The sequence below is a fragment of the Aeromonas sp. 97A genome (assembly GCF_051919185.1).
Lineage (GTDB): Bacteria > Pseudomonadota > Gammaproteobacteria > Enterobacterales > Aeromonadaceae > Aeromonas > Aeromonas veronii.
Window position 1 is genome coordinate 4,535,872 of sequence record NZ_JBQBFF010000001.1, and the last position, 19,037, is coordinate 4,554,908.

20 protein-coding genes are annotated in these 19,037 nt (G+C 60.7%); 18 read left to right on the forward strand and 2 right to left on the reverse strand.

The features are described 5' to 3' along the window. The first annotated feature begins 41 nt into the window (after nt 1–41). From ACTG27_RS20905 to ACTG27_RS20940, 8 genes are all read left to right on the forward strand, one after another. Entirely contained in the window at nt 42–638 is a 597-nt protein-coding gene (locus ACTG27_RS20905; RefSeq protein WP_005335536.1) for a LysE family translocator, read from the forward strand. Between the two features lie 125 nt (nt 639–763). Beyond that, complete coding sequence (locus tag ACTG27_RS20910) at nt 764–1,354, forward strand: LysE family translocator (RefSeq protein ID WP_005335534.1); 591 nt, start codon at nt 764–766, stop codon at nt 1,352–1,354. Nucleotides 1,355–1,480: 126 nt separating this feature from the next. Then, nucleotides 1,481–2,179, forward strand: a complete 699-nt coding sequence (locus ACTG27_RS20915) for an aspartate/glutamate racemase family protein (protein ID WP_407957221.1) — start codon at nt 1,481–1,483, stop codon at nt 2,177–2,179. Between the two features lie 130 nt (nt 2,180–2,309). Next, nucleotides 2,310–3,416 (forward strand): 1-acyl-sn-glycerol-3-phosphate acyltransferase, encoded by a 1,107-nt coding sequence (locus ACTG27_RS20920; protein ID WP_005362790.1) that lies wholly within the window; start codon nt 2,310–2,312, stop codon nt 3,414–3,416. Nucleotides 3,417–3,730: 314 nt separating this feature from the next. Next, nucleotides 3,731–4,201, forward strand: coding sequence for a YhcH/YjgK/YiaL family protein (locus ACTG27_RS20925; RefSeq protein ID WP_019445320.1), 471 nt, complete (start codon nt 3,731–3,733; stop codon nt 4,199–4,201). 221 nt (nt 4,202–4,422) lie between these two features. Then, a complete protein-coding gene (locus ACTG27_RS20930) occupies nt 4,423–5,622 on the forward strand; it encodes an acetate kinase (protein WP_005354534.1) in 1,200 nt (399 codons plus the stop codon). A 143-nt stretch (nt 5,623–5,765) separates the two neighbouring features. Further along, complete coding sequence (locus ACTG27_RS20935; protein WP_101529604.1) at nt 5,766–7,007, forward strand: mechanosensitive ion channel family protein; 1,242 nt, start codon at nt 5,766–5,768, stop codon at nt 7,005–7,007. A 187-nt stretch (nt 7,008–7,194) separates the two neighbouring features. Further along, the gene (locus ACTG27_RS20940; RefSeq protein WP_439980342.1) at nt 7,195–8,121 is read left to right on the forward strand and encodes a L,D-transpeptidase family protein; all 927 of its coding nucleotides are present in this window, start codon (nt 7,195–7,197) and stop codon (nt 8,119–8,121) included. Between the two features lie 69 nt (nt 8,122–8,190). Here the strand turns inward: ACTG27_RS20940 and ACTG27_RS20945 are convergent, their stop codons facing one another. Continuing rightward, nucleotides 8,191–9,084 carry a VirK/YbjX family protein gene (locus tag ACTG27_RS20945; RefSeq protein WP_439980343.1) on the reverse strand — a complete coding sequence of 298 codons (894 nt, stop codon included), beginning with the start codon at nt 9,082–9,084 and terminating at the stop codon, nt 8,191–8,193. A gap of 326 nt (nt 9,085–9,410) precedes the next feature. On the opposite strand from ACTG27_RS20945, the gene putP reads away from it, so the two are divergent. From putP to rpoS, 10 genes are all read left to right on the forward strand, one after another. Continuing rightward, nucleotides 9,411–10,928: a sodium/proline symporter PutP gene (gene putP / locus ACTG27_RS20950; protein ID WP_439980344.1), complete on the forward strand. Its 1,518-nt coding sequence runs from the start codon at nt 9,411–9,413 to the stop codon at nt 10,926–10,928. A 208-nt stretch (nt 10,929–11,136) separates the two neighbouring features. Next, on the forward strand, nt 11,137–11,454 hold the full coding sequence (gene ftsB, locus ACTG27_RS20955) for a cell division protein FtsB (protein WP_439980345.1): 318 nt from the start codon (nt 11,137–11,139) through the stop codon (nt 11,452–11,454). Further along, nucleotides 11,447–12,139, forward strand: a complete 693-nt coding sequence (gene ispD / locus ACTG27_RS20960) for a 2-C-methyl-D-erythritol 4-phosphate cytidylyltransferase (RefSeq protein ID WP_100652904.1) — start codon at nt 11,447–11,449, stop codon at nt 12,137–12,139. The genes ftsB and ispD overlap by 8 nt, the downstream gene beginning before the upstream one ends. Before the next feature lie 146 nt (nt 12,140–12,285). Next, on the forward strand, nt 12,286–12,762 hold the full coding sequence (gene ispF, locus ACTG27_RS20965) for a 2-C-methyl-D-erythritol 2,4-cyclodiphosphate synthase (RefSeq protein ID WP_005335518.1): 477 nt from the start codon (nt 12,286–12,288) through the stop codon (nt 12,760–12,762). Continuing rightward, on the forward strand, nt 12,762–13,820 hold the full coding sequence (gene truD, locus ACTG27_RS20970) for a tRNA pseudouridine(13) synthase TruD (protein WP_100652906.1): 1,059 nt from the start codon (nt 12,762–12,764) through the stop codon (nt 13,818–13,820). The genes ispF and truD overlap by 1 nt, the downstream gene beginning before the upstream one ends. Continuing rightward, nucleotides 13,801–14,562 carry a 5'/3'-nucleotidase SurE gene (gene surE, locus ACTG27_RS20975; protein WP_040068372.1) on the forward strand — a complete coding sequence of 254 codons (762 nt, stop codon included), beginning with the start codon at nt 13,801–13,803 and terminating at the stop codon, nt 14,560–14,562. The genes truD and surE overlap by 20 nt, the downstream gene beginning before the upstream one ends. Nucleotides 14,563–14,569: 7 nt before the next feature. Continuing rightward, nucleotides 14,570–15,187 (forward strand): protein-L-isoaspartate(D-aspartate) O-methyltransferase, encoded by a 618-nt coding sequence (locus ACTG27_RS20980; RefSeq protein ID WP_439980346.1) that lies wholly within the window; start codon nt 14,570–14,572, stop codon nt 15,185–15,187. Further along, nucleotides 15,184–15,765 (forward strand): YqaA family protein, encoded by a 582-nt coding sequence (locus ACTG27_RS20985; RefSeq protein WP_005354505.1) that lies wholly within the window; start codon nt 15,184–15,186, stop codon nt 15,763–15,765. The genes ACTG27_RS20980 and ACTG27_RS20985 overlap by 4 nt, the downstream gene beginning before the upstream one ends. A gap of 9 nt (nt 15,766–15,774) precedes the next feature. Then, a complete protein-coding gene (locus ACTG27_RS20990; RefSeq protein ID WP_108542329.1) occupies nt 15,775–16,845 on the forward strand; it encodes a LysM peptidoglycan-binding domain-containing protein in 1,071 nt (356 codons plus the stop codon). 45 nt (nt 16,846–16,890) lie between these two features. Then, a complete protein-coding gene (rpoS, locus tag ACTG27_RS20995) occupies nt 16,891–17,874 on the forward strand; it encodes an RNA polymerase sigma factor RpoS (RefSeq protein WP_005335504.1) in 984 nt (327 codons plus the stop codon). Between the two features lie 97 nt (nt 17,875–17,971). Here the strand turns inward: rpoS and ACTG27_RS21000 are convergent, their stop codons facing one another. Further along, nucleotides 17,972–19,009 (reverse strand): alkene reductase, encoded by a 1,038-nt coding sequence (locus ACTG27_RS21000; protein WP_160881992.1) that lies wholly within the window; start codon nt 19,007–19,009, stop codon nt 17,972–17,974. Between the last annotated feature and the right edge of the window lie 28 nt (nt 19,010–19,037).

The window sequence follows — 19,037 nt, forward strand, 5'->3', positions numbered from 1 at the left end:
CACATTGTATCGATACAATGTGGCAAGCAAGGAGTCACAATATGACGATGGAGTGGTATGTCACCCTGTTCGGTTTTGCCGTACTCACCTGCGGTACGCCGGGGCCCAACAACCTGATGCTGACGGCCTCCGGCGCCAACTTCGGGGTGCGTCGCACCCTGCCACATCTGCTCGGGGTCGGATTGGGGCAGCCGGTGTTGCAACTGGTGCTGGCGCTGGGACTCTATCCGCTGTTCGAGCGTTGGCCCCTGTTGCGCCTCGGTTTGCAGATCTTCGGTAGCCTCTATCTGCTGTGGCTGGCGTGGCGTATCGCGGTGGCAGGCGCCCCGGGGGATCCGGCCCGGAGGGCCCGTCCGCTGACCATGCTGGAGGGGCTGGGCTTTCAGTTCCTCAATCCCAAGGCGTGGATGATGGGGATCTCCGCCATCAGTCTGTTCAGCCTGCCCGGCGCCAGTTACTGGTCGAGTCAGCTGGCGGTGATGGTCATGTTTGTGCTGGTGGCCCTGCCGGTCTGCTTTGTCTGGGTATTGTTCGGCCATCAGCTGAGCAACTGGATCAGCTCGGATCGGGGCTGGCGGCGACTCAACGGTTCTCTCGGCCTGCTGACGGCGCTCTGCGTGGTGATGCTCTGGTATTGAGCCGTGTTGCGCTGGAGGGGGAGGTGGCCGAGAAAGAGGCATTTCTGACTTGTCGCCACGGGGTTGGCTCTGCATATTAGAAGGCTTTCCCCATAACGGGGGCGTTGTATCGACAAGAGGTTGAGATGGATCTGAACTGGTTACTGCCCCTGGCGGGGTTTGCCCTGGTTACCTGCGGCACGCCGGGGCCCAACAATATGTTGCTCACCAGCGCCGGGGCGGCGCAGGGTTTTCGCCGCACGATTCCCCTGCTGGTGGGGGTGGTGGGGGGGATCAATCTGATGATCCTCGCCACCGCCCTGGGGCTTGGCGTGGTGTTCGAGAAGGTGCCGCTGCTGCACGACGGCCTCAAGCTTATCGGCTCGGCCTATCTGCTCTGGCTGGCGTGGAAGGTGGCGACGGCCAGCGGCCCGGCCGAGGGCAACCGGCCGCTCATTCCCGCTCATCAGGGGGCCATGCTGCAACTGCTCAATCCCAAGGCATGGATGATGGCGCTCTCCGCCATCAGCGGTTTCACCCTGGCGGGGGAGGCTTACTGGCCCTCTGCGCTCTGGGTGCTGGTGATCTTCTTTATTACCGGCCTCTACACCGGGGCGTTCTGGGTGCTTTTTGGTGCCCAGGTGCGGCAAATCATTCGCACCGCCCGGGGTTGGCGGCGTTTCAATCTTGGCATGGGGCTGGCGACGGCCGCCTGTGTCGGGATGATCTGGATTTAGCCCGGGGTTGACCAGGGCCTTTACCGGCTGTCTTGTTGGCCCTGCGGGGCCTTTTTTATCTCGATCCCGTGACCTTGCCTGCAAGGTGGCGTGGTTCTGCCCTCCCTTGGGATGAAAGGAGTTCCTATGAAATGTATCGGTCTGCTGGGTGGCATGAGCTGGGAGTCCACCGTCAGTTACTATCAGGCGCTCAACCGCGGGGTGCGGGCACAGCTCGGCGGTTTGCACTCGGCGCGGGTGCTGCTCAACAGCGTCGATTTTGCCGGTATCGAGCGGTTGCAGCATGCCGGTGACTGGCCCGCTACCGCCCGCCTGCTGGCTGCGGAAGCGCGCAAGTTGCAGGATGGCGGCGCCGATTTCTTGCTGATCGGCACCAACACCATGCACAAGGTCGCCCCCGAGATAGAGGCCGCCATCGATATCCCGCTACTCCATATCGCCGATGCTACCGCGGCCAAATTGCAGGCGGACGGGATAACCCGGGTCGGCCTGCTCGGCACCCGCTTCACCATGGAGCAGGATTTTTACAAGGGGCGCTTGCAGGAGCGCTTCGGGTTGGCGGTGCTGGTACCCGATGAGGCTGGGCGGAATCGGGTACACAGGATCATCTATGACGAGCTCTGTCTGGGGGAGATCCGCGAATCATCGCGGGCCGAGTATCTGGCCATTATCGAGGGGCTGGCGGCCGCGGGTGCCGAGGCGGTGATCCTTGGCTGCACCGAGATTGCCCTGCTGGTGGGCGATGCCCGGGCGGCTGTGCCGCTCTACGACACCACCGCCATCCATGCCGAGGCGGCGGTCGCGCTGGCACTGGCATCCGATTAATAAACTGGTCAGATCTCACTATTCATGCTTGTCTCATACCCCTTGCCATAAAAGCGTGTAAAATTGCGCCCTGAATTTTCCCCGGCCAACGCGGGTTGGCTGCGGTTTCCTAGCATGCAAGGCTGACATTGTGACTGAAGTAGATAGATTCGCGGATATTCGCCCCTACCGCGATGAAGAAGTGCCGGCAGCCATCGAACGGCTGATCCAGGATGATGAATTTATCGGCGCCATCGCCAAGTATCGTTTCGGTTCCCTGATGAGCTGGCTGGGTTGGGCTATCCGCCCGATGATCCGCCTGTTCCTGCGCCGCAAATGGTCAAAAGTGACCACTGTGCATCAGGTCCAGATGGGGGTCACCCGGTACATGTCCCGCATGATCGCCACCTCTACCAAGGGGGTGACCTTCTCCGGGATCGAGCATCTGAAGAAAGAGCAGGGCTATCTGTTTGTCTCCAACCACAGAGACATCGCCATGGATCCTGCGTTCGTCAACTGGGGGCTGCACACCCACGGTTTCGATACCGTGCGCATCGCCATCGGTGACAACCTGCTGCGCAAACCCTGCGCGACCGAGCTGATGAAGCTCAACAAGAGCTTTATCGTCAAACGCTCCGCCAAGGGGCCGCGGGAGATGATGAAGGCGCTCGGCGAGCTGTCTGCCTATATTGGCAATTCGGTTCACGAAGGTCACTCCATCTGGATCGCCCAGAAGGAAGGACGCGCCAAGAATGGCGATGACAAGACAGATCCCGCCATCCTCAAGATGTTCTACGTCGACGGCAAGAAGCAGAAGATCGACTTCGTCGACTACATGCGCAGCCTCAATATCGTGCCGGTCAGCATCAGCTACGAGCTGGATCCGACCGACAAGGCGAAGGCGCGCGAGCTCTACGAGAAGTCGGTCAACGGCAGCTACGAGAAGGGCGAGTTCGAGGATATCGAGAGTATCGTCGCCGGTATCGTCGGCATGAAGGGGCGGGTACATGTCTCCTTCGGCGCGCCGATCACCGAGGGATTCAGTGATCCGGACGAACTGGCCGCGCTGATCGACAAGGCGATCTGGAGCAGTTACCACCTCTTCCCCAGCAACTATCTGGCAGCAGATGTTTCCGGCAAGGCCAATACCATCGAACAGGCGGCCTTCCTGACCCGTCAGTCAGAGGTGCCGGAAGAGCACAAGGCGATCTGGCGTGCCATGTACGCCAAACCGGTGGAAAACGCCAAAAAGGCTTGAATGAAACCGGTTGTTAAACGGTTTTGCGAAAAAAACGGGCGCTGATGCGCCCGTTTTTGCGTCTGGTCAAAGTCGAGGGGGAAAGGGTGGTGAATAATATGGTTTCAGCTGGTACGATCACTATGAAAATGGGATTATGTCTCTTGGCAAGGTGCTGACGAGTGTGTAACAGTGCCCATATAGCTGAACATGAGCAAAAGCTCTAAACCGGTTTGCACGGATTGCAGGCGGCATTATTGAAGGACCTGTCACAGGTCCTTTTTCATTGGCTGGCAAAGATGCCGCCCAGATATACCTAACAGGAAACAGACGCCATGATCACCGGTAGCCTGAACACCCTGCAGCGGACGCCGCTGCCCGCCCCGCTGGCCCGCATTATGGCTGAGGTGGTGAAGAGCGTGGCGCACTGGGGTGACGCTCCGCTCGGCAAGACCGAGATCGATGGCCTCAACCTGTTCTGTCTGGTGAGCGAGGATCTGACCGAGCCAGCCGCTGATCGCCGTGGCGAATTCCATCAGCAGTATCTCGATATCCAGCTGCTGCTGCGCGGTGAAGAGTGGATAGGTGTGGGCCCCCACGACTACGTGAGCGACGGCGCTGACCATCCCCATCCCGACCTCTGGTTTGTCGATGACGAGCAGACCAGCTATCTGGCGCTGCAACCGGGCGATTTCGCCATCTTCTGGCCGGGCGAGCTGCACCGCCCGCTCTGTACCTTCAACCAGCCCGCCAAGGTGAAGAAGCTGGTGGTCAAGGTACACAAGGATCTGCTGGCTATCGCCTGAGCATTCCCATTAAAGCGAGCCCTGCGTAGCTGATGCGTTGAGACTCGCAAGCATTGAAACCAGTGATACGCACCACAAGTTGCGATGACTCTTTCAAGAGCAAGAATTGAAAAATTGGACGCACCCTCCTGCGACCATAAGCCCCCGGCAGGGGAATCCCATCCTCTTTTGGATGACACGACACTGTCGGCATAAAGCCGAAGCACAGGAAGATGTAGAAAATGAGCAAGTTGGTATTGATCCTTAACTGCGGTAGCTCTTCCCTGAAATTTGCCGTAATGGACGCCGAAACAGGTGAGGACATGCTGTCCGGCCTGGCCGAATGCTTCAATCTGGATGATGCACGTATCAAATGGAAACTCCACGGGGTCAAGGGCGAAGCCATGCTGGGAGCGGGTGCCGCTCACCAGGAGGCCCTCGACCATATCGTGGGTCACATCCTGCCGCAGGATCCGACTCTTGCCGAGCAACTGGTGGCCATCGGCCATCGCATCGTACACGGTGGCGAGCAGTTCTCCCGCTCCGTGCGTATCGATGACGGCGTGATCGCCGGTATCGAAGCCGCCATTCCGTTCGCTCCGCTGCACAACCCGGCGCACCTCATCGGTATTCGCGCCGCGCTGAAAGTGTTCCCGCAGCTGTCCGAGAAGAACGTGGCCGTCTTCGACACCGCTTTCCACCAGACTCTGCCGCAAGAGGCCTACCTCTATGCGCTGCCGCACAAGCTCTACCGCGAACACGGCATCCGTCGTTACGGTGCCCACGGTACTTCTCACCGCTACATTGCGGAAGAAGCCGCAAAAGAGCTGGGCAAGCCGTTGAATGAACTGAACATCATCAACTGCCACCTGGGTAACGGTGCCTCTGTCTGCGCCATCAAGAACGGCGAATCCGTAGACACCTCCATGGGTCTGACTCCGCTGGAAGGTCTGGCGATGGGTACCCGCTCCGGTGATATCGATCCGGCCGTGGTCTTCTTCATGCACGACCAGCTCGGTTACAGCGTGGAGCAGATCAACCACACCCTGACCCGTGAGTCCGGTCTGCTGGGGATGACAGAAGCGAGCAGCGACTGCCGCTACGTCACCACCAACTACGCCACCGACGCCGGTGCCAAGCGTGCGCTGGATGTCTTCACCTACCGTGTGGCCAAGTATGTCGGCGCCTATGCCGCTGCGATGGACGGTCGTCTGGACGCCGTGGTCTTCACCGGTGGTATCGGTGAGAACGCCGCCATGGTGCGCGAGATGGTGCTGAACCGTCTGGCTCTGTTTGGCTTCAAGGTGGACAAAGAGGCCAACAACGCCGCGGTACTGGGTGGCGAAGGTCGCATCACTACCGCTGACAGCCGTTGTGCCATGGTGATCCCGACCAACGAAGAGCTGGTTATCGCTCGCGATGCCCTGAGCCTGGTCTGCTAAGTCAGCCTCGCTTTGAAACAACGCCCGGCCAGTGCCGGGCGTTGTCATTTCTGGCATACGCCGATTTGACATGGGGGAGGGGAGCGGTACCCTGACCACCACTGTTTTTGCAGCCAGCGGGCTGCCCGGTTCGGGAGAGAGCAATGAAAGAGGCGTTTTTTAACTGGTTGTCGGGCCTTGGGGTGGAAGTGACCAGCATGATGGCGCTGGTGATCGCGCTGGGCTTTATCGTCATCACCTCGTTGCTGCTGCACATGGCGCTGCACCGGGTGCTGCTGGTCCGGCTGGTGGGGATCCTCGGCAAGGCCAAGCAGGTATGGCTGCCGCCCCAGCTGCAACAGCGCCTCTTCAACCGGCTCGCCTTTGTGCTGCAAGGGGCCGTGCTGCTCGGTCAGGCGGAGATCTGGCTGCCCCGTCAATCGGATAGCCTCAAGCTTATCGAGATGGTGGCCCAGCTCTGGATTTTGCTGTTCCTGCTGCTGGCCTTCTTTGCCCTGCTCGACTGCCTGTTGTCGGTGAGCCGCTACACCCGCCTTGGTCGGGATTTGCCCCTGCGCGGCATCTTCCAGGGGGCCAAGCTGGTAGGCAGCATTCTGGTGGGCATCCTGATGATCGCCCTGCTGCTCGGCAAGTCGCCGCTGTTCCTGTTCAGCGGTCTGGGCGCCATGACCGCAGTGCTGATGCTGGTATTCAAGGACCCCATCCTCGGGTTGGTGGCGGGGATACAGCTCTCCGCCAACCGGATGCTGAGCGTCGGTGACTGGCTGCAGATGGACAAGTACGGCGCCGATGGTGAGGTGACCGACATCGGGCTTACCACGGTCAAGGTGTCGAACTGGGACAAGACCATCACCACCATTCCCACCTATGCCCTGATCTCCGACTCTTTCAAGAACTGGCAGGGGATGACCGAGTCGGGCGGCCGCCGCATCAAGCGCAGCGTCAATATCGACATGACCAGCGTGCGCTTTCTGACGGCCGAGGAGCAGTTGCAGCTCAAGCAGGCCCAACTGCTGGCTCCCTATCTCAGTCGCAAGGAGCAGGAGCTGAGCGCCTACAATCAGCAGCTGAGCGATGCATTGAGCTGCCCCATCAACGGTCGTCACCTCACCAACCTCGGCACCCTGCGCGCCTATCTGGATGCCTACCTGCGCGCCCACCCCGGCATTCGCAAGGACATGACCCTGATGGTGCGCCAGCTGGCGCCCACGTCAGACGGTTTGCCGCTGGAAATTTACTGCTTCACCGCGACTACCGCATGGGCCGATTACGAAGGGATCCAGGCCGATATTTTCGACCATATCTTCGCCATCATTGAGCAATTTCATCTGCGGTTGCATCAATCTCCCACAGGTTACGATATGCGTGCCTGGCAACGGGGATAAACAGGGAAACCGGACGGGTCGGGGACGCGGAAAAAACCGCATATTAATCATCGACCCGTCGCCACTTGTCAGTTGAAATTTGCCGTGCAGAGGAGAAAAATGGCGGCCTTCTCTTCGCGCCCCTGATCCCCTCTTGATCAGCTGCCAGCCCAGAGACGTCACTTCAAGTCATCATCATGGGAAAGTTATGAAGCTCCTTCGCAATAGTGTGGCAACACTCTGCTACAGCCTGCTGCTGACCGCTGCGCCGGTTTTCGCTGTTGAATATGCTCTGCCTGCGGCCAACAGCCGTCTGGTAGGGGAAAATCTGGAATACGTGGTTCCGGCCGAAGAGAACGGCCAGCCGCTGGAGGCCATTGCGGCCAAATTCCAGCTGGGGCTCACCAACATGACCGAAGCCAACCCCGATGCGGATCCCCTGCTGGTACAGACCGGCGAGAAGCTGGTGATCCCCCAGCAACTGATCCTGCCGGATGCACCCCGTGAAGGGATCGTGCTGAACGTGGCCGAGATGCGCCTCTACTACTACCCCAAGGGTAAAAAAGTGGTGGAAGTGCTGCCCATCGGCATCGGCCAGCTCGGCACCGACACCCCGGAAAACTGGGTGACCAGCGTGCAGCGCAAGAAAGCGGGCCCGACCTGGACCCCGACCGCCAAGATGCATGCCGAATATGCCGCCCGTGGCGAGAGCCTGCCTGCGGTCTGGCCGGCCGGTCCGGACAACCCCATGGGTCTGTTTGCCCTCTACATCGGCAAGATGTACGCCATCCACGGCACCAACGCCAACTTCGGCATCGGCCTGCGGGTGAGCCACGGTTGCGTGCGTCTGCGCAACGACGACATCGCCTACCTGTTCAAGCAGGTACCGGTCGGTACCCGCGTCCAGTTCGTCAACCAGCCGATCAAGGCCTCTCTCGAGCCCAACGGCGTCCGCTATCTGGAAGTGCACCAGCCGCTGTCGCGCAGCGAAGAGGAGTTCAACTCCAAGCTGCCGGCACCGCTGCCGATGACCCCGGCGGAGACCCGCTTCATTGCCCACGCCGACAGCGACTCCCAGTTGGTGAAGCAGGCGCTGGAGCAGCGCAACGGCATGCCGATGGCGATCAACCGCTAACGGTAAATCCCCGTCATGACAAAGGGCGAACAGCATGCTGTTCGCCCTTTTTGTTTCTGCTAGGTTGACTCAGCTTCGCAGCAGATTTGCCTGCAGCTCGCTGCCAAGCTGATCGAGCAGCTGATAGCGCGCCTTGTAGCTGGCCCGCTTGCGGGAGGGGATCTCCTCCAGCGTCTTGCGGGGCACCTCCAGCGGCAGGCTCATCCAGGGTTCATCCTGCACGCAACCCTGATGCTCTTGCCACAAACCGTCGAGGTCGAACTTGACCCGATCGGCGGTGCGCTTGCTGCTCTGATAGACGTGGCTTTGGGTGCGGATCCCGAGCAGGCTCTTGCACGCCAGCCCCCGGGCCAGCTCGGCGGCCATATAGACCAGCAGGGACATGGGGCGCAGCCCGCCGCACGCCTTGGTGACCAGCTTGATCTCCTCGCTCTGCCCCTTGCCGCCCTGCAGCGAGCAGATCTCGAGGGTCGGGCTGGGTGTAGGGCGCAGATTGAGGGCCATGTAATAGAGGGCCGCGTCACCCAGCTTGAGGGTCAGGCTCATCTCCCCCTCTTTGCCCATGTGGGTTTGGTAATCCAGTTGCAGGGTCAGCGGTGCCGTCAGCTTGTCGCTCTGCCACTGGGCCAGCAGCAGGCCGTGCCCGCTGTAGATTGCCAGTTGTTGCGCCTTGGGCAGCTGACGTGCCAGCTGCTGGTAGTGGCCGCTGATAAGCCCGGCTCGCAGGCGCCTGCTGAGCCCCTTGTGGCGATAGGGGTGGATCGGCTTTTCCAGAATATCGGGGAAGCGGCTGATCGCCTGCGCCAGCAGCGGTTGCTCCTGCTGCTGGCGATAGAGGGCGCGGGCGCCGGGATTGAGCCAGAGACGCCCCACATACTTGGCCCGTCGGATGAGATGACCCGACTCCTCCACCGGATGAAGGCGGCGGGCGAGGGTTCGCAGGTGTGACAGATGAGATGACATGGTGCCGACCTCTGACTGGTGTGATGAGACAGGGCGGGGAGTGTAGGAGCGGGGCGCTGGCTTGTAAAAAAATGGATAGTAACAAAATGTGAAAACATAACGCTCAGTAGCGGCTGGCGCTGCGAGATGACCATCACGGCAACGGCAGGAAATCTGGCGCCATCCTCTTGATGCGGCAGATGATTTGATGCGCAAAGGTTTTTATTGTGTTTTGTGTTTGTTAAAAGTGGTTGAGCTGGCGCGAACGGCTGATTAAGCTAGGCCGGTTTTTTAGGGATGAGCCCGTCACCAGAGCGGGCAGAAAATGACACAAAACGGAGTTTTGCATGACAGCTAGCACACCCATGTTAATCACCTTCCTGGTGTATATCCTCGGGATGGTGTTGATCGGCTTCGTCGCCTATCGCGCCACCCGCAACTTTGATGACTACATTCTGGGCGGCCGCCGAATGGGGAGCTGGGTCACCGCTCTCTCTGCCGGTGCTTCCGACATGAGCGGCTGGTTGCTGATGGGGCTGCCCGGCGCCGTCTTCGTCAGCGGCATCTCCGAGAGCTGGATCGCCATCGGTCTGGTCATCGGCGCCTACCTCAACTGGCGCTGGGTAGCGGGTCGCCTGCGGGTACATACCGAGAAGAACCGCAACGCCCTGACCCTGCCGGACTATTTCACCTATCGCTTTGAAGATCACAGCAAGGTGCTGCGCATCCTCTCGGCGCTGGTGATCCTGCTCTTCTTCACCATCTATTGCGCCTCCGGCGTGGTGGCCGGTGCCCGTCTGTTCGAGAGCACCTTCGGCATGGATTACAACACCGCCCTCTGGGTCGGTGCCGCCGCCACCATCACCTACACCTTCTTCGGCGGCTTCCTCGCGGTGAGCTGGACCGACACGGTGCAGGCGACCCTGATGATCTTTGCCCTGATCCTGACCCCGGTCTTCGTCATCATCGCCGTCGGCGGGGTGGATAGCGCCATGATCGAGGTGGCCGCCAAGAGCGCCACCAACCTCGACATGTTCAAGAATCTGGATGTGATCGCCATTGTCTCGCTGATGGCCTGGGGCCTTGGTTACTTCGGTCAGCCCCACATTCTGGCCCGTTTCATGGCGGCTGATTCCCACCACTCCATGGCCAATGCCCGCCGTATCAGCATGACCTGGATGGTGTTCTGCCTCGCAGGCGCGGTGGCCATCGGCTTCTTCGGTCTGGCCTACTTCGCCCGCTTCCCGGAAGTGGCGGCTGGGGTGACCGGCAACCCGGAGCGGGTCTTTATCGAGCTTTCCAAAATCCTGTTCAACCCCTGGATCGCCGGTGTGCTGCTCTCCGCTATTCTGGCGGCGGTAATGAGCACGCTAAGTTGTCAATTACTGGTCTGCTCCAGCGCCATTACCGAGGATCTCTACAAGCCGTTCCTGCGCAAGAATGCCTCCCAGCGTGAGCTGGTGTGGGTGGGGCGCCTGATGGTGCTGCTGATCGCGGTGATTGCCATCGCCGTCGCCATGAATCCGGAAAACCGGGTGCTGGGGCTGGTGAGCTACGCCTGGGCCGGTTTCGGTGCCGCCTTTGGTCCCGTGGTGCTGCTCTCTGTGCTCTGGCCGCGAATGACCCGCAACGGCGCGCTGGCGGGCATGCTGGTCGGTGCCATCACCGTCATCGTCTGGAAGCAGTTCGGCTGGCTGGGGCTGTATGAGATCATTCCGGGCTTCCTGTTCGCACTGCTGGCCATCGTGGTGGGCAGTCTGCTGGGCGAAGCGCCCTCAAAAGCGATGCTGGAGCGTTTCCACGATGCCGAGGAGGAGTACAACACCCCGGCCGAGAGCGCGGGAGAACCAGTCGTGGTGAACTGATCCCCCTTACCGCTTTCTGATTGAGAGCCCCGCCCCCGGACAAGGAGCGCCCTGGTTGGCCATCCTTGCACCGGTTTGGTGGGGCTTTGTGCTATCTGATTCACTCTTGGGCACTTTTTTATGTTCGGCCGGTGGCTCCCGGGTGCTCGCTTTCTTTTGTCTTGGCACCGAATATGGGACACTAGGCCGCCTGAAGGAGACCTAGTGCATGCGGCTATTCACCCTGATCCTGATCCTCCTGCTGGGGGGACTGCAATATGACCTCTGGCTGGGGAAGAACGGGCTATCCGATTATCAGAACCTGTCGGAGGCCATCTCGCAGCAACAGCGGGACAACCAGACTCTCAAGGATCGTAACGACCTCATTTACCGCGAGATAGATGATCTCACCTCTGGCCTCGAGGCCATCGAGGAGTTGTCGCGCAACGATCTGGGTTACATCAAGCAGGGGGAGACCTTCTACCGGATCATCCCCAAAGAGAAAAACAAAGAGACTGCGCCGGACGATGAGCCCTACGATGACTGATGCCAGCCGGGTATCCGGCCTGACGGCGATCGTCCCTGCCGCCGGTATCGGCAGCCGGATGGGGGCCGATTGCCCCAAGCAGTACCTGCAACTGGCGGGTAAAACCATTCTCGAACATACCCTGGAGCGGCTGCTCTCCCACCCGGCCATCGCCCAGGTGATCGTGGCGCTTGCGCCCCATGACCGCTGGTTCGAGGCCCTGCCCGTAGCGGCCGACCCGCGCATTGTGCGGGTAGAGGGAGGCGCCGAGCGCGCCTTTTCCGTCCTCAATGGTCTCCATGTGGCGCAAGGGGAGTGGGTGCTGGTGCACGATGCGGCCCGCCCCTGCCTGACTCACGGCGATCTCGATGCGCTGATTGCCACGGCCATGAACTGTGGCGGTGCCATTCTCGGCAGTCGGGTGCGCGATACCATGAAACGCTCCGATGGGGAGGGCAATATCATCGCTACCGTCGAGCGCGAGCAGCTCTGGCATGCCCTGACGCCGCAGATGTTCCCGACCCGTGCCCTGAAACGGGCGCTCGAAGAGGGGCTGCTGCTGGGCGCCACCATCACCGACGAGGCCTCCGCCATGGAGCGGGCCGGATTCACGGTGCGGATGGTGGAGGGGCGCGCCGACAATATCAAAGTGACCCGGCCGGAAGACTTGTCGCTGGCGGGGCTGTTTTTAAGCCAGCAGGCATAAGCCCCTCAGTCAGAACAGACCGTTCAGAGCAGAGTGTCTCGAACAAACAGGCCCGAACAAGGAGTTAGCATGATCCGGATTGGACATGGTGTGGACGTACACAAAATTGATGGGGTTGGTTTCAGCATGTTGGGAGGTTGCCGCTGATGATGCGCATTGGTCATGGTTTTGATGTTCATAAATTTGGTGGTGTTGGCCCCTGCATGCTGGGTGGCGTGCCGGTTCCCTACGAGCAGGGGCTGGTTGCCCACTCTGACGGCGATGTGGTGCTGCACGCGGTGAGCGATGCCCTGCTGGGGGCCATCGGTGCCGGTGACATCGGTCGCCACTTCCCCGATACCGCTGCCGAGTTCAAGGGGATCGACAGTCGCATTCTGCTGCGTGATGTCTTTGCCCGGGTACAGAAGGCGGGGTATGCCATCGGCAACCTGGATGTGACCATCATCGCCCAGGCCCCCAAAATGGCCCCCCATATCGACGCCATGTGCGCCGTGCTGGCCGCCGATCTGCAATGTGATTTGAACCGGGTGAACGTCAAGGCGACCACCACCGAACAGCTTGGCTTTACGGGGCGCAAGGAAGGGATCGCCACCGAAGCCGTCGTCCTACTGGTGAAACAATAATGCTGGAACAACTTGCCTATCTGCACGGGGCGCCCACTGCCCGCGGTATCCTCAAGGCCGAGGCCGCCGATTTCGTGGTCAATGAAGATCTCGGCTTCGAGCCTTGCGGGGAAGGGGAGCATATCTTCGTCCGGGTGCGCAAAACCGGCGAGAACACCGCCTGGGTGGCGGGTCTGCTGGCCGATGCGGCCGGGGTCAACCGCAATGCGGTGACCTGGGCGGGCCTGAAGGATCGCCACGCGGTGACCGAGCAGTGGTTTGGCATTCACCTGCCGGGCAAGGCCGAGCCGGATTTGTCGGTCATCGAGAGCGACAGCATCCAGATCCTGCAAGCCAGGCGTCACAACCGCAAATTGCGGGTTGGCTACCTCAAGGGCAACCACTTCACCCTGCGTCTCACCGGTCTGGAACAGGCCGACGGGCTGGAAGCGCGCCTGCAGGCCATCGCCACTCAGGGCGTGCCCAATTACTATGGTGAGCAGCGTTTTGGCCGCGATGGCAACAACCTGGAAGCGGCCAAGGCGATGTTTGCCGGCAAGCGGATCAAGGATCGCAACAAGCGCTCCCTCTACCTCTCTGCCGCCCGCAGCATGCTGTTCAACGCCATTGTCAGCGCCCGTATCGAGCAGGGGCTGGCTCATCAGCTGCTGGCCGGTGATTGCGTGATGCTCAAGGGCAGCCACTCCATCTTCAGCGAAGAGAGCGTGACCCCCGAGCTGGAAGCGCGTCTTGCCTCCGGCGACGTGCAGCTCACCGCCCCCCAGTGGGGCCGTGGCCGCCTGGCCAGTCAGGGCGCCGCTGCCGAGTTCGAACAGGGCGTGCTGGCTCCTTACAGCGATTGGTGTGACGGGCTGGAGAAAGCCGGGCTGGATCAGGACAGGCGCCCCCTGCTGCTCAAGCCGGAGCAGATGAGCTGGCAGCTGGACGGCAAGGCGTTGACCCTCTCCTTCTTCCTGCCGGCGGGCGCGTTTGCCACCAGCGTGGTGCGCGAGTTAATGCAGGCCGAAGAGGCCGATCACGGTTTCAGGAATCAGACCGATGCGAATTCTGGTCAGTAATGATGATGGTGTGCATGCCGAGGGCATTCGTGCCCTCAGCGAGGCGCTGCGTGCCTGCGGCGAGGTCATTGTGGTGGCGCCGGATCGCAACCGCAGCGGCGCGAGTCACTCCCTGACGCTGGAAGTACCGCTGCGGGTTACCCGCATTGCAGAAAACGGCTTTAATGGGTGCGAGAGCTATGCGGTGAAGGGGACGCCGACCGACTGCGTGCATCTGGCGGTCAACGAGCTGGTGCGTCCTGAACCCGACATGGTGGTGGCCGGTATCAACCACGGCGCCAACCTGGGGGATGATGTCATCTACTCGGGGACGGTCGCCGCGGCCACCGAGGGGCGCCATCTTGGCTACCCCTCCATCGCCATCTCGCTGGTGGGCAAGACCCACTTCGCCACGGCGGCCCACTATGCGGCCTTGCTGGTGAAGGGGCTGATGAAACACCCCCTGCCTGCCGATCAGATCCTCAACGTCAACGTGCCGGACTTGCCCCTCGAGCAGATCAAGGGGATCAAGACCACCCGCCTTGGCAATCGCCACCGGGCGGAGTCGGTGATCTGCACCGAGGATCCCCGTGGCCAGCCCATCTACTGGATCGGTCCCCCCGGTAGCCAGCAGGATGCCGGTGACGGTACCGATTTTGCTGCCATCGAGCAGGGCTATGTCTCGATTACCCCCCTGACCATCGATATGACTGCCTATGACAGTCTCGCCGGTCTGGGGGCCTGGTTAGATCTGCAGGGATGAGGGTGGTGTGATAGTACAGCGCCTGTTAAATCAGCTCATTGCGCAGGATATTCGCGATTTTCGCGTGCTGGCGACCATCGCGAAAGTGCCGCGCCAGCTGTTCGTGGACGAGGCCATGGCGCACAAGGCGTGGGACAACACCGCCCTGCCCATTGGCCACGGCCAGACCATTTCGCAGCCCTATATGGTGGCGCGAATGACCGAGTTGCTGATACAAAACAATCCGGCCCATGTGCTGGAGATTGGCACTGGCTCGGGCTACCAGACGGCGATCCTCGCCCATCTGGTGGAGCATGTTTATACCGTGGAGCGGATCAAGTCGCTGCAGTTCCAGGCCCGACGCCGACTGCGCCAGCTCGATCTGCACAATGTCTCGGCCAAGCACGGCAACGGCTGGCTGGGGTGGCCCAACAAGGGGCCTTATGACGCCATTCTGGTGACGGCCGCTGCGAGCGAGATCCCGACGGCACTGACCGATCAGCTGGCCGAAGGGGGTCGACTGGTGTTGCCCGTGGGTGACAGCCAGCAGACCCTGCAGCTGATCGAACGATCCGGATCCCAGCTGACCAGCCGTATTCTGGAGCCGGTACGTTTTGTTCCCCTGATTGACGGAGATGTTGAGTGAAGTTGTTTTCCCGTTTGTACGTACTGGTGATGCAGTGGGCTCGCCACAAGCATGCCCCCTGGTATCTCTCCATCACCGCTTTCATTGAGTCGGTATTCTGGCCGATCCCGGTGGACGTGATGCTGGCACCGATGGCGCTCGCCAAGCCCCACAAGGCGTGGCACTACGCCACGCTGGCTACCGTCTTCTCTGTGCTGGGCGCCCTGTTTGGCTATGCCCTTGGCTATGCCCTGTGGGATCCGGTCGTGCTGCCACTGGTGGAGTCTGTGGGCTATCAGGACAAGATCGAAATCGCTCGCAACTGGTTTGAGCAGTGGGGGATCTGGGTCATTTTCATTGCCAGCTTCACCCCTATCCCCTACAAGGTGTTTACCGTGACGGCAGGGTTGTTGCAAATGGCTCTGCTGCCCTTCATCATCACCTCCCTCATCGGTCGTGGCATGCGCTTTTTCCTGGTTGCGGGCCTGATGCGCTGGGGTGGCGAGAAGATGGAACGCAAACTGATGCACTACGTAGATGTGCTCGGTTGGCTCTGTATTGGTCTGGCCGTGGTGGCCTATTTCTGGTTTAGTCGTTAAGGATCCATTATGCGTTCGCGTATTTGGCAAGGAAGCAGTGTCGTGGTGTTGTCATGGCTGCTGCTTGCCTGCTCCTCCAGTAAAAATGCAGCTCCGGTAGATGGTGTTGATGAGGGGCAGTTTGTCTCGACCATTCCGGCTCGCCAAAGCGGTGCCCAGGTCAGCGCCCCCATTCAGGGCGGCAGCTATGTGGTGAAACGGGGTGATACCCTCTACTCCATCGCCTTCAACTCAGGCAACGACGTGCCGTCGCTGGCCAGCCTCAACAACATCAGCCCGCCCTACAACATCTATCCGGGGCAGCGACTGCGACTCGATGGCTCCAGCGCCAGCATGAGCAGCAGCCGCAGTGCCGGGACCTATGAGGTGCGCCGCGGCGATACCCTGAGCAGCATTGGCCGCCAGTTCGGCATGACACCGCAGGCGCTGGCCCAGAGCAACAACCTGAGCGCCCCCTATGCACTGCAACCGGGTCAGGTGCTCAATGTCCAGACCGCAGGCGGCGGTTCGACCCAGATGGTGGCTGCGACTCGTCCGGCAACCGTGACGCCGGTGGCCGTGAGCCGTCCGAGCAGCGGTCCGCGTCCGTTGGCCGAGCCGAGTGGATCTGGTCAGACCACGCCGTTCATCTCTCAGAAATCCGTTGCTCCGGCAGCACCGAAGGAATACGCTCAGTCCAAAGAACAAAAAATAAACAACTCCCAGTCGAGACTTGCTTGGCACTGGCCCGCAAAAGGCCGGATTGTCGAGGGGTTCTCTGTTGCAGAACAGGGTAACAAGGGGATCGACATAGCCGGCCAGAAGGGGCAACCCGTCTACGCCGCCAGCAGCGGTAAAGTGGTATACGCTGGCAGTGCTTTAAGGGGGTACGGCAAGCTGATTATCCTCAAGCATGATGATGACTATCTCTCCGCTTACGCACACAACGACGAGTTGCGGGTAAAGGAAGGGGACAGCGTCAAGGGGGGCTCGGTCATTGCCAACATGGGTAGCACGGACGCGCCGGATGTGCGATTGCATTTCGAGATCCGGTACAGAGGCAAGTCGATCAATCCGATGAGCTATTTGCCAAAGCGTTAACCCCAGAGAGACCGTCTTACTCTGGTAACGTCAGGGAGACACACCATGAGCCAAGAACAACTGGTAATGCAGGATGCAGAGTTAGAGTTTGACGCTGAACCCGAATCTCATGAAGTAGAAGAGTTGCAGGAGGTAGCCGCCGAGGCGGACGAGACTATCTCTGATGAGTTGCTGGCACCTGAGCTGAACAAGGTGATGGATGCCACGCAACTCTATCTGGGGGAGATAGGTTTCTCCCCGCTGCTCACTGCCGAAGAGGAAGTCTACTACGCCCGTCGTGCCTTGCGAGGTGACAAAGCCGCCCGCAAGCGCATGATCGAGTCCAACCTGCGACTGGTGGTGAAAATCGCCCGCCGTTACAACAACCGTGGCCTGGTGCTGCTGGATCTCATCGAAGAGGGCAACCTCGGTCTTATCCGCGCGGTCGAGAAGTTTGACCCCGAGCGCGGCTTCCGTTTCTCCACCTATGCTACCTGGTGGATCCGCCAGACCATCGAGCGGGCCATCATGAACCAGACCCGCACCATCCGTCTGCCCATTCATGTGGTCAAAGAGTTAAACGTTTACCTGCGCACCGCGCGCGAACTCTCTCACCGTCTCGATCACGAGCCGACCGCCGAGGATATCGCCTTCGCGCTGGATCGTTCGGTGGATGATGTGAACCGCATGCTCAAACTCAACGAGAAGATCACCTCGGTGGACACCCCCATAGGCGGCGATCGCGACAAGGCGCTGCTGGATGTGCTCTCCGACGAGCGCGGCATGGGGCCTGAGCTGGAGTCACAGGAAGATGATATGCGCAGCAGCATTGTCCACTGGCTGGAGGAGCTCAACCCCAAGCAGCGGGAAGTGTTGGCCCGTCGTTTTGGTCTGTTGGGTTATGAGCCGGCTACCCTCGAGGATGTGGGGGCCGAGATTGGTCTGACTCGCGAGCGGGTACGCCAGATCCAGGTGGAGGGGCTGCGTCGTCTGCGGGAGATCCTGCTGAGCCAGGGGCTCTCCATTGAGGCGCTGTTTCGTACCAATTAAGCATCCGCACCAACTGATCAGCGCATCAGCCAGATAGCACGAGGGGAGCAACAGCTCCCCTCGTTTTATTGCCTGTTGTCTGGCGATGGCTTCGTGGTTATACCAGCTCAGCCAGCATGGTGTCGGCGTAGGGCACCAGCGCTTCTCCCTTCTTCACCTTGGTGAGGTAGTCCGGGTTGGCGATAAGTGGACGACCGATAGCCACCAGATCGAAGCGGTTAGCCTCGATGGCCGCAGCGGCGCGCTCGGCGTCGTAGTTGCCCACCCCGACCAGATTGCCCTTGTAGTGGGCGCGCAGATAGTCGGAGGCGCGGCCACCCAGATAATCGAAGGTGAGGTTGTCATCAAAGATGCCGAGGTGGATATAGGCCAGCGGGCGATCGTTGAGCTTGCCCAGCAGATAGTCGAACACGGCGCGATCTTCCGGGCTGCCCGCCAGATGGACATAGGCACCCGGGGAGAGGCGAATACCAACCCGATCACCGCCGATGCGGGCGCTGATGGCATCGACCACTTCCAGCGCGAAGCGGCTCATCTTTTCCGGGCTGCCGCCGTAGTTGTCGGTGCGCAGGTTGGTGGAGTGGTGCAGGAACTGGTCGATCAGGTAGCCGTTGGCGCCGTGGATCTCCACCCCGTCAAAGCCCGCCTCGATGGCGTTGGCTGCGGCTTGGGCGTAATCCAGCACCAGCTGGGCGATTTCGGCCTCGGTCAGGGCGCGTGGCACCTGATAGGTCAGCTCGCGCATGCGGGGCACTGTGCCCTCGTGCGCCACGGCAGAGGGGGCCAACACTTCAGCCTGATGGAAGAAGGGGTGGGAGAGGCGACCGACGTGCCACAGCTGGGCGAAGATCTTGCCGCCCTTGGCGTGCACGGCGCTGGTCACTTTCTTCCAGCCATCGATCTGCGCCTGGGTGAAGAGGCCCGGGGTATTGGGGTAACCCTGCGCGTCGGGGCGGATGATGACGGCCTCGGAAACAATCAGGCCGATGTCGGCGCGGCGGCCGTAATAGGCAGCCATCTGCTCGGTCGGCACCAGACCTGGGCCTGCCATGCAGCGGGTGAGTGGGGCCATCATGAAACGGTTGGCCAGGGTCAGAGTGTCATTGAGTCGATACGGCTGAAACAGGGTATTCATGATAGGTTGTCCTGAACGGGTTATTCTT

What these genes read in the sequence shown, in the direction of transcription:
- ACTG27_RS20905 (WP_005335536.1), top strand. Translation starts at nt 42, where the DNA reads ATGACGATGGAGTGGTATGTCACCCTGTTCGGTTTTGCCGTACTCACC.
- ACTG27_RS20910 (WP_005335534.1), top strand. Translation starts at nt 764, where the DNA reads ATGGATCTGAACTGGTTACTGCCCCTGGCGGGGTTTGCCCTGGTTACC.
- ACTG27_RS20915 (WP_407957221.1), top strand. Translation starts at nt 1,481, where the DNA reads ATGAAATGTATCGGTCTGCTGGGTGGCATGAGCTGGGAGTCCACCGTC.
- ACTG27_RS20925 (WP_019445320.1), top strand. Translation starts at nt 3,731, where the DNA reads ATGATCACCGGTAGCCTGAACACCCTGCAGCGGACGCCGCTGCCCGCC.
- ACTG27_RS20930 (WP_005354534.1), top strand. Translation starts at nt 4,423, where the DNA reads ATGAGCAAGTTGGTATTGATCCTTAACTGCGGTAGCTCTTCCCTGAAA.
- ACTG27_RS20935 (WP_101529604.1), top strand. Translation starts at nt 5,766, where the DNA reads ATGAAAGAGGCGTTTTTTAACTGGTTGTCGGGCCTTGGGGTGGAAGTG.
- ACTG27_RS20940 (WP_439980342.1), top strand. Translation starts at nt 7,195, where the DNA reads ATGAAGCTCCTTCGCAATAGTGTGGCAACACTCTGCTACAGCCTGCTG.
- ACTG27_RS20945 (WP_439980343.1), bottom strand. Translation starts at nt 9,084, where the DNA reads ATGTCATCTCATCTGTCACACCTGCGAACCCTCGCCCGCCGCCTTCAT.
- putP (WP_439980344.1), top strand. Translation starts at nt 9,411, where the DNA reads ATGACAGCTAGCACACCCATGTTAATCACCTTCCTGGTGTATATCCTC.
- ftsB (WP_439980345.1), top strand. Translation starts at nt 11,137, where the DNA reads ATGCGGCTATTCACCCTGATCCTGATCCTCCTGCTGGGGGGACTGCAA.
- ispD (WP_100652904.1), top strand. Translation starts at nt 11,447, where the DNA reads ATGACTGATGCCAGCCGGGTATCCGGCCTGACGGCGATCGTCCCTGCC.
- ispF (WP_005335518.1), top strand. Translation starts at nt 12,286, where the DNA reads ATGATGCGCATTGGTCATGGTTTTGATGTTCATAAATTTGGTGGTGTT.
- truD (WP_100652906.1), top strand. Translation starts at nt 12,762, where the DNA reads ATGCTGGAACAACTTGCCTATCTGCACGGGGCGCCCACTGCCCGCGGT.
- surE (WP_040068372.1), top strand. Translation starts at nt 13,801, where the DNA reads ATGCGAATTCTGGTCAGTAATGATGATGGTGTGCATGCCGAGGGCATT.
- ACTG27_RS20990 (WP_108542329.1), top strand. Translation starts at nt 15,775, where the DNA reads ATGCGTTCGCGTATTTGGCAAGGAAGCAGTGTCGTGGTGTTGTCATGG.
- rpoS (WP_005335504.1), top strand. Translation starts at nt 16,891, where the DNA reads ATGAGCCAAGAACAACTGGTAATGCAGGATGCAGAGTTAGAGTTTGAC.
- ACTG27_RS21000 (WP_160881992.1), bottom strand. Translation starts at nt 19,009, where the DNA reads ATGAATACCCTGTTTCAGCCGTATCGACTCAATGACACTCTGACCCTG.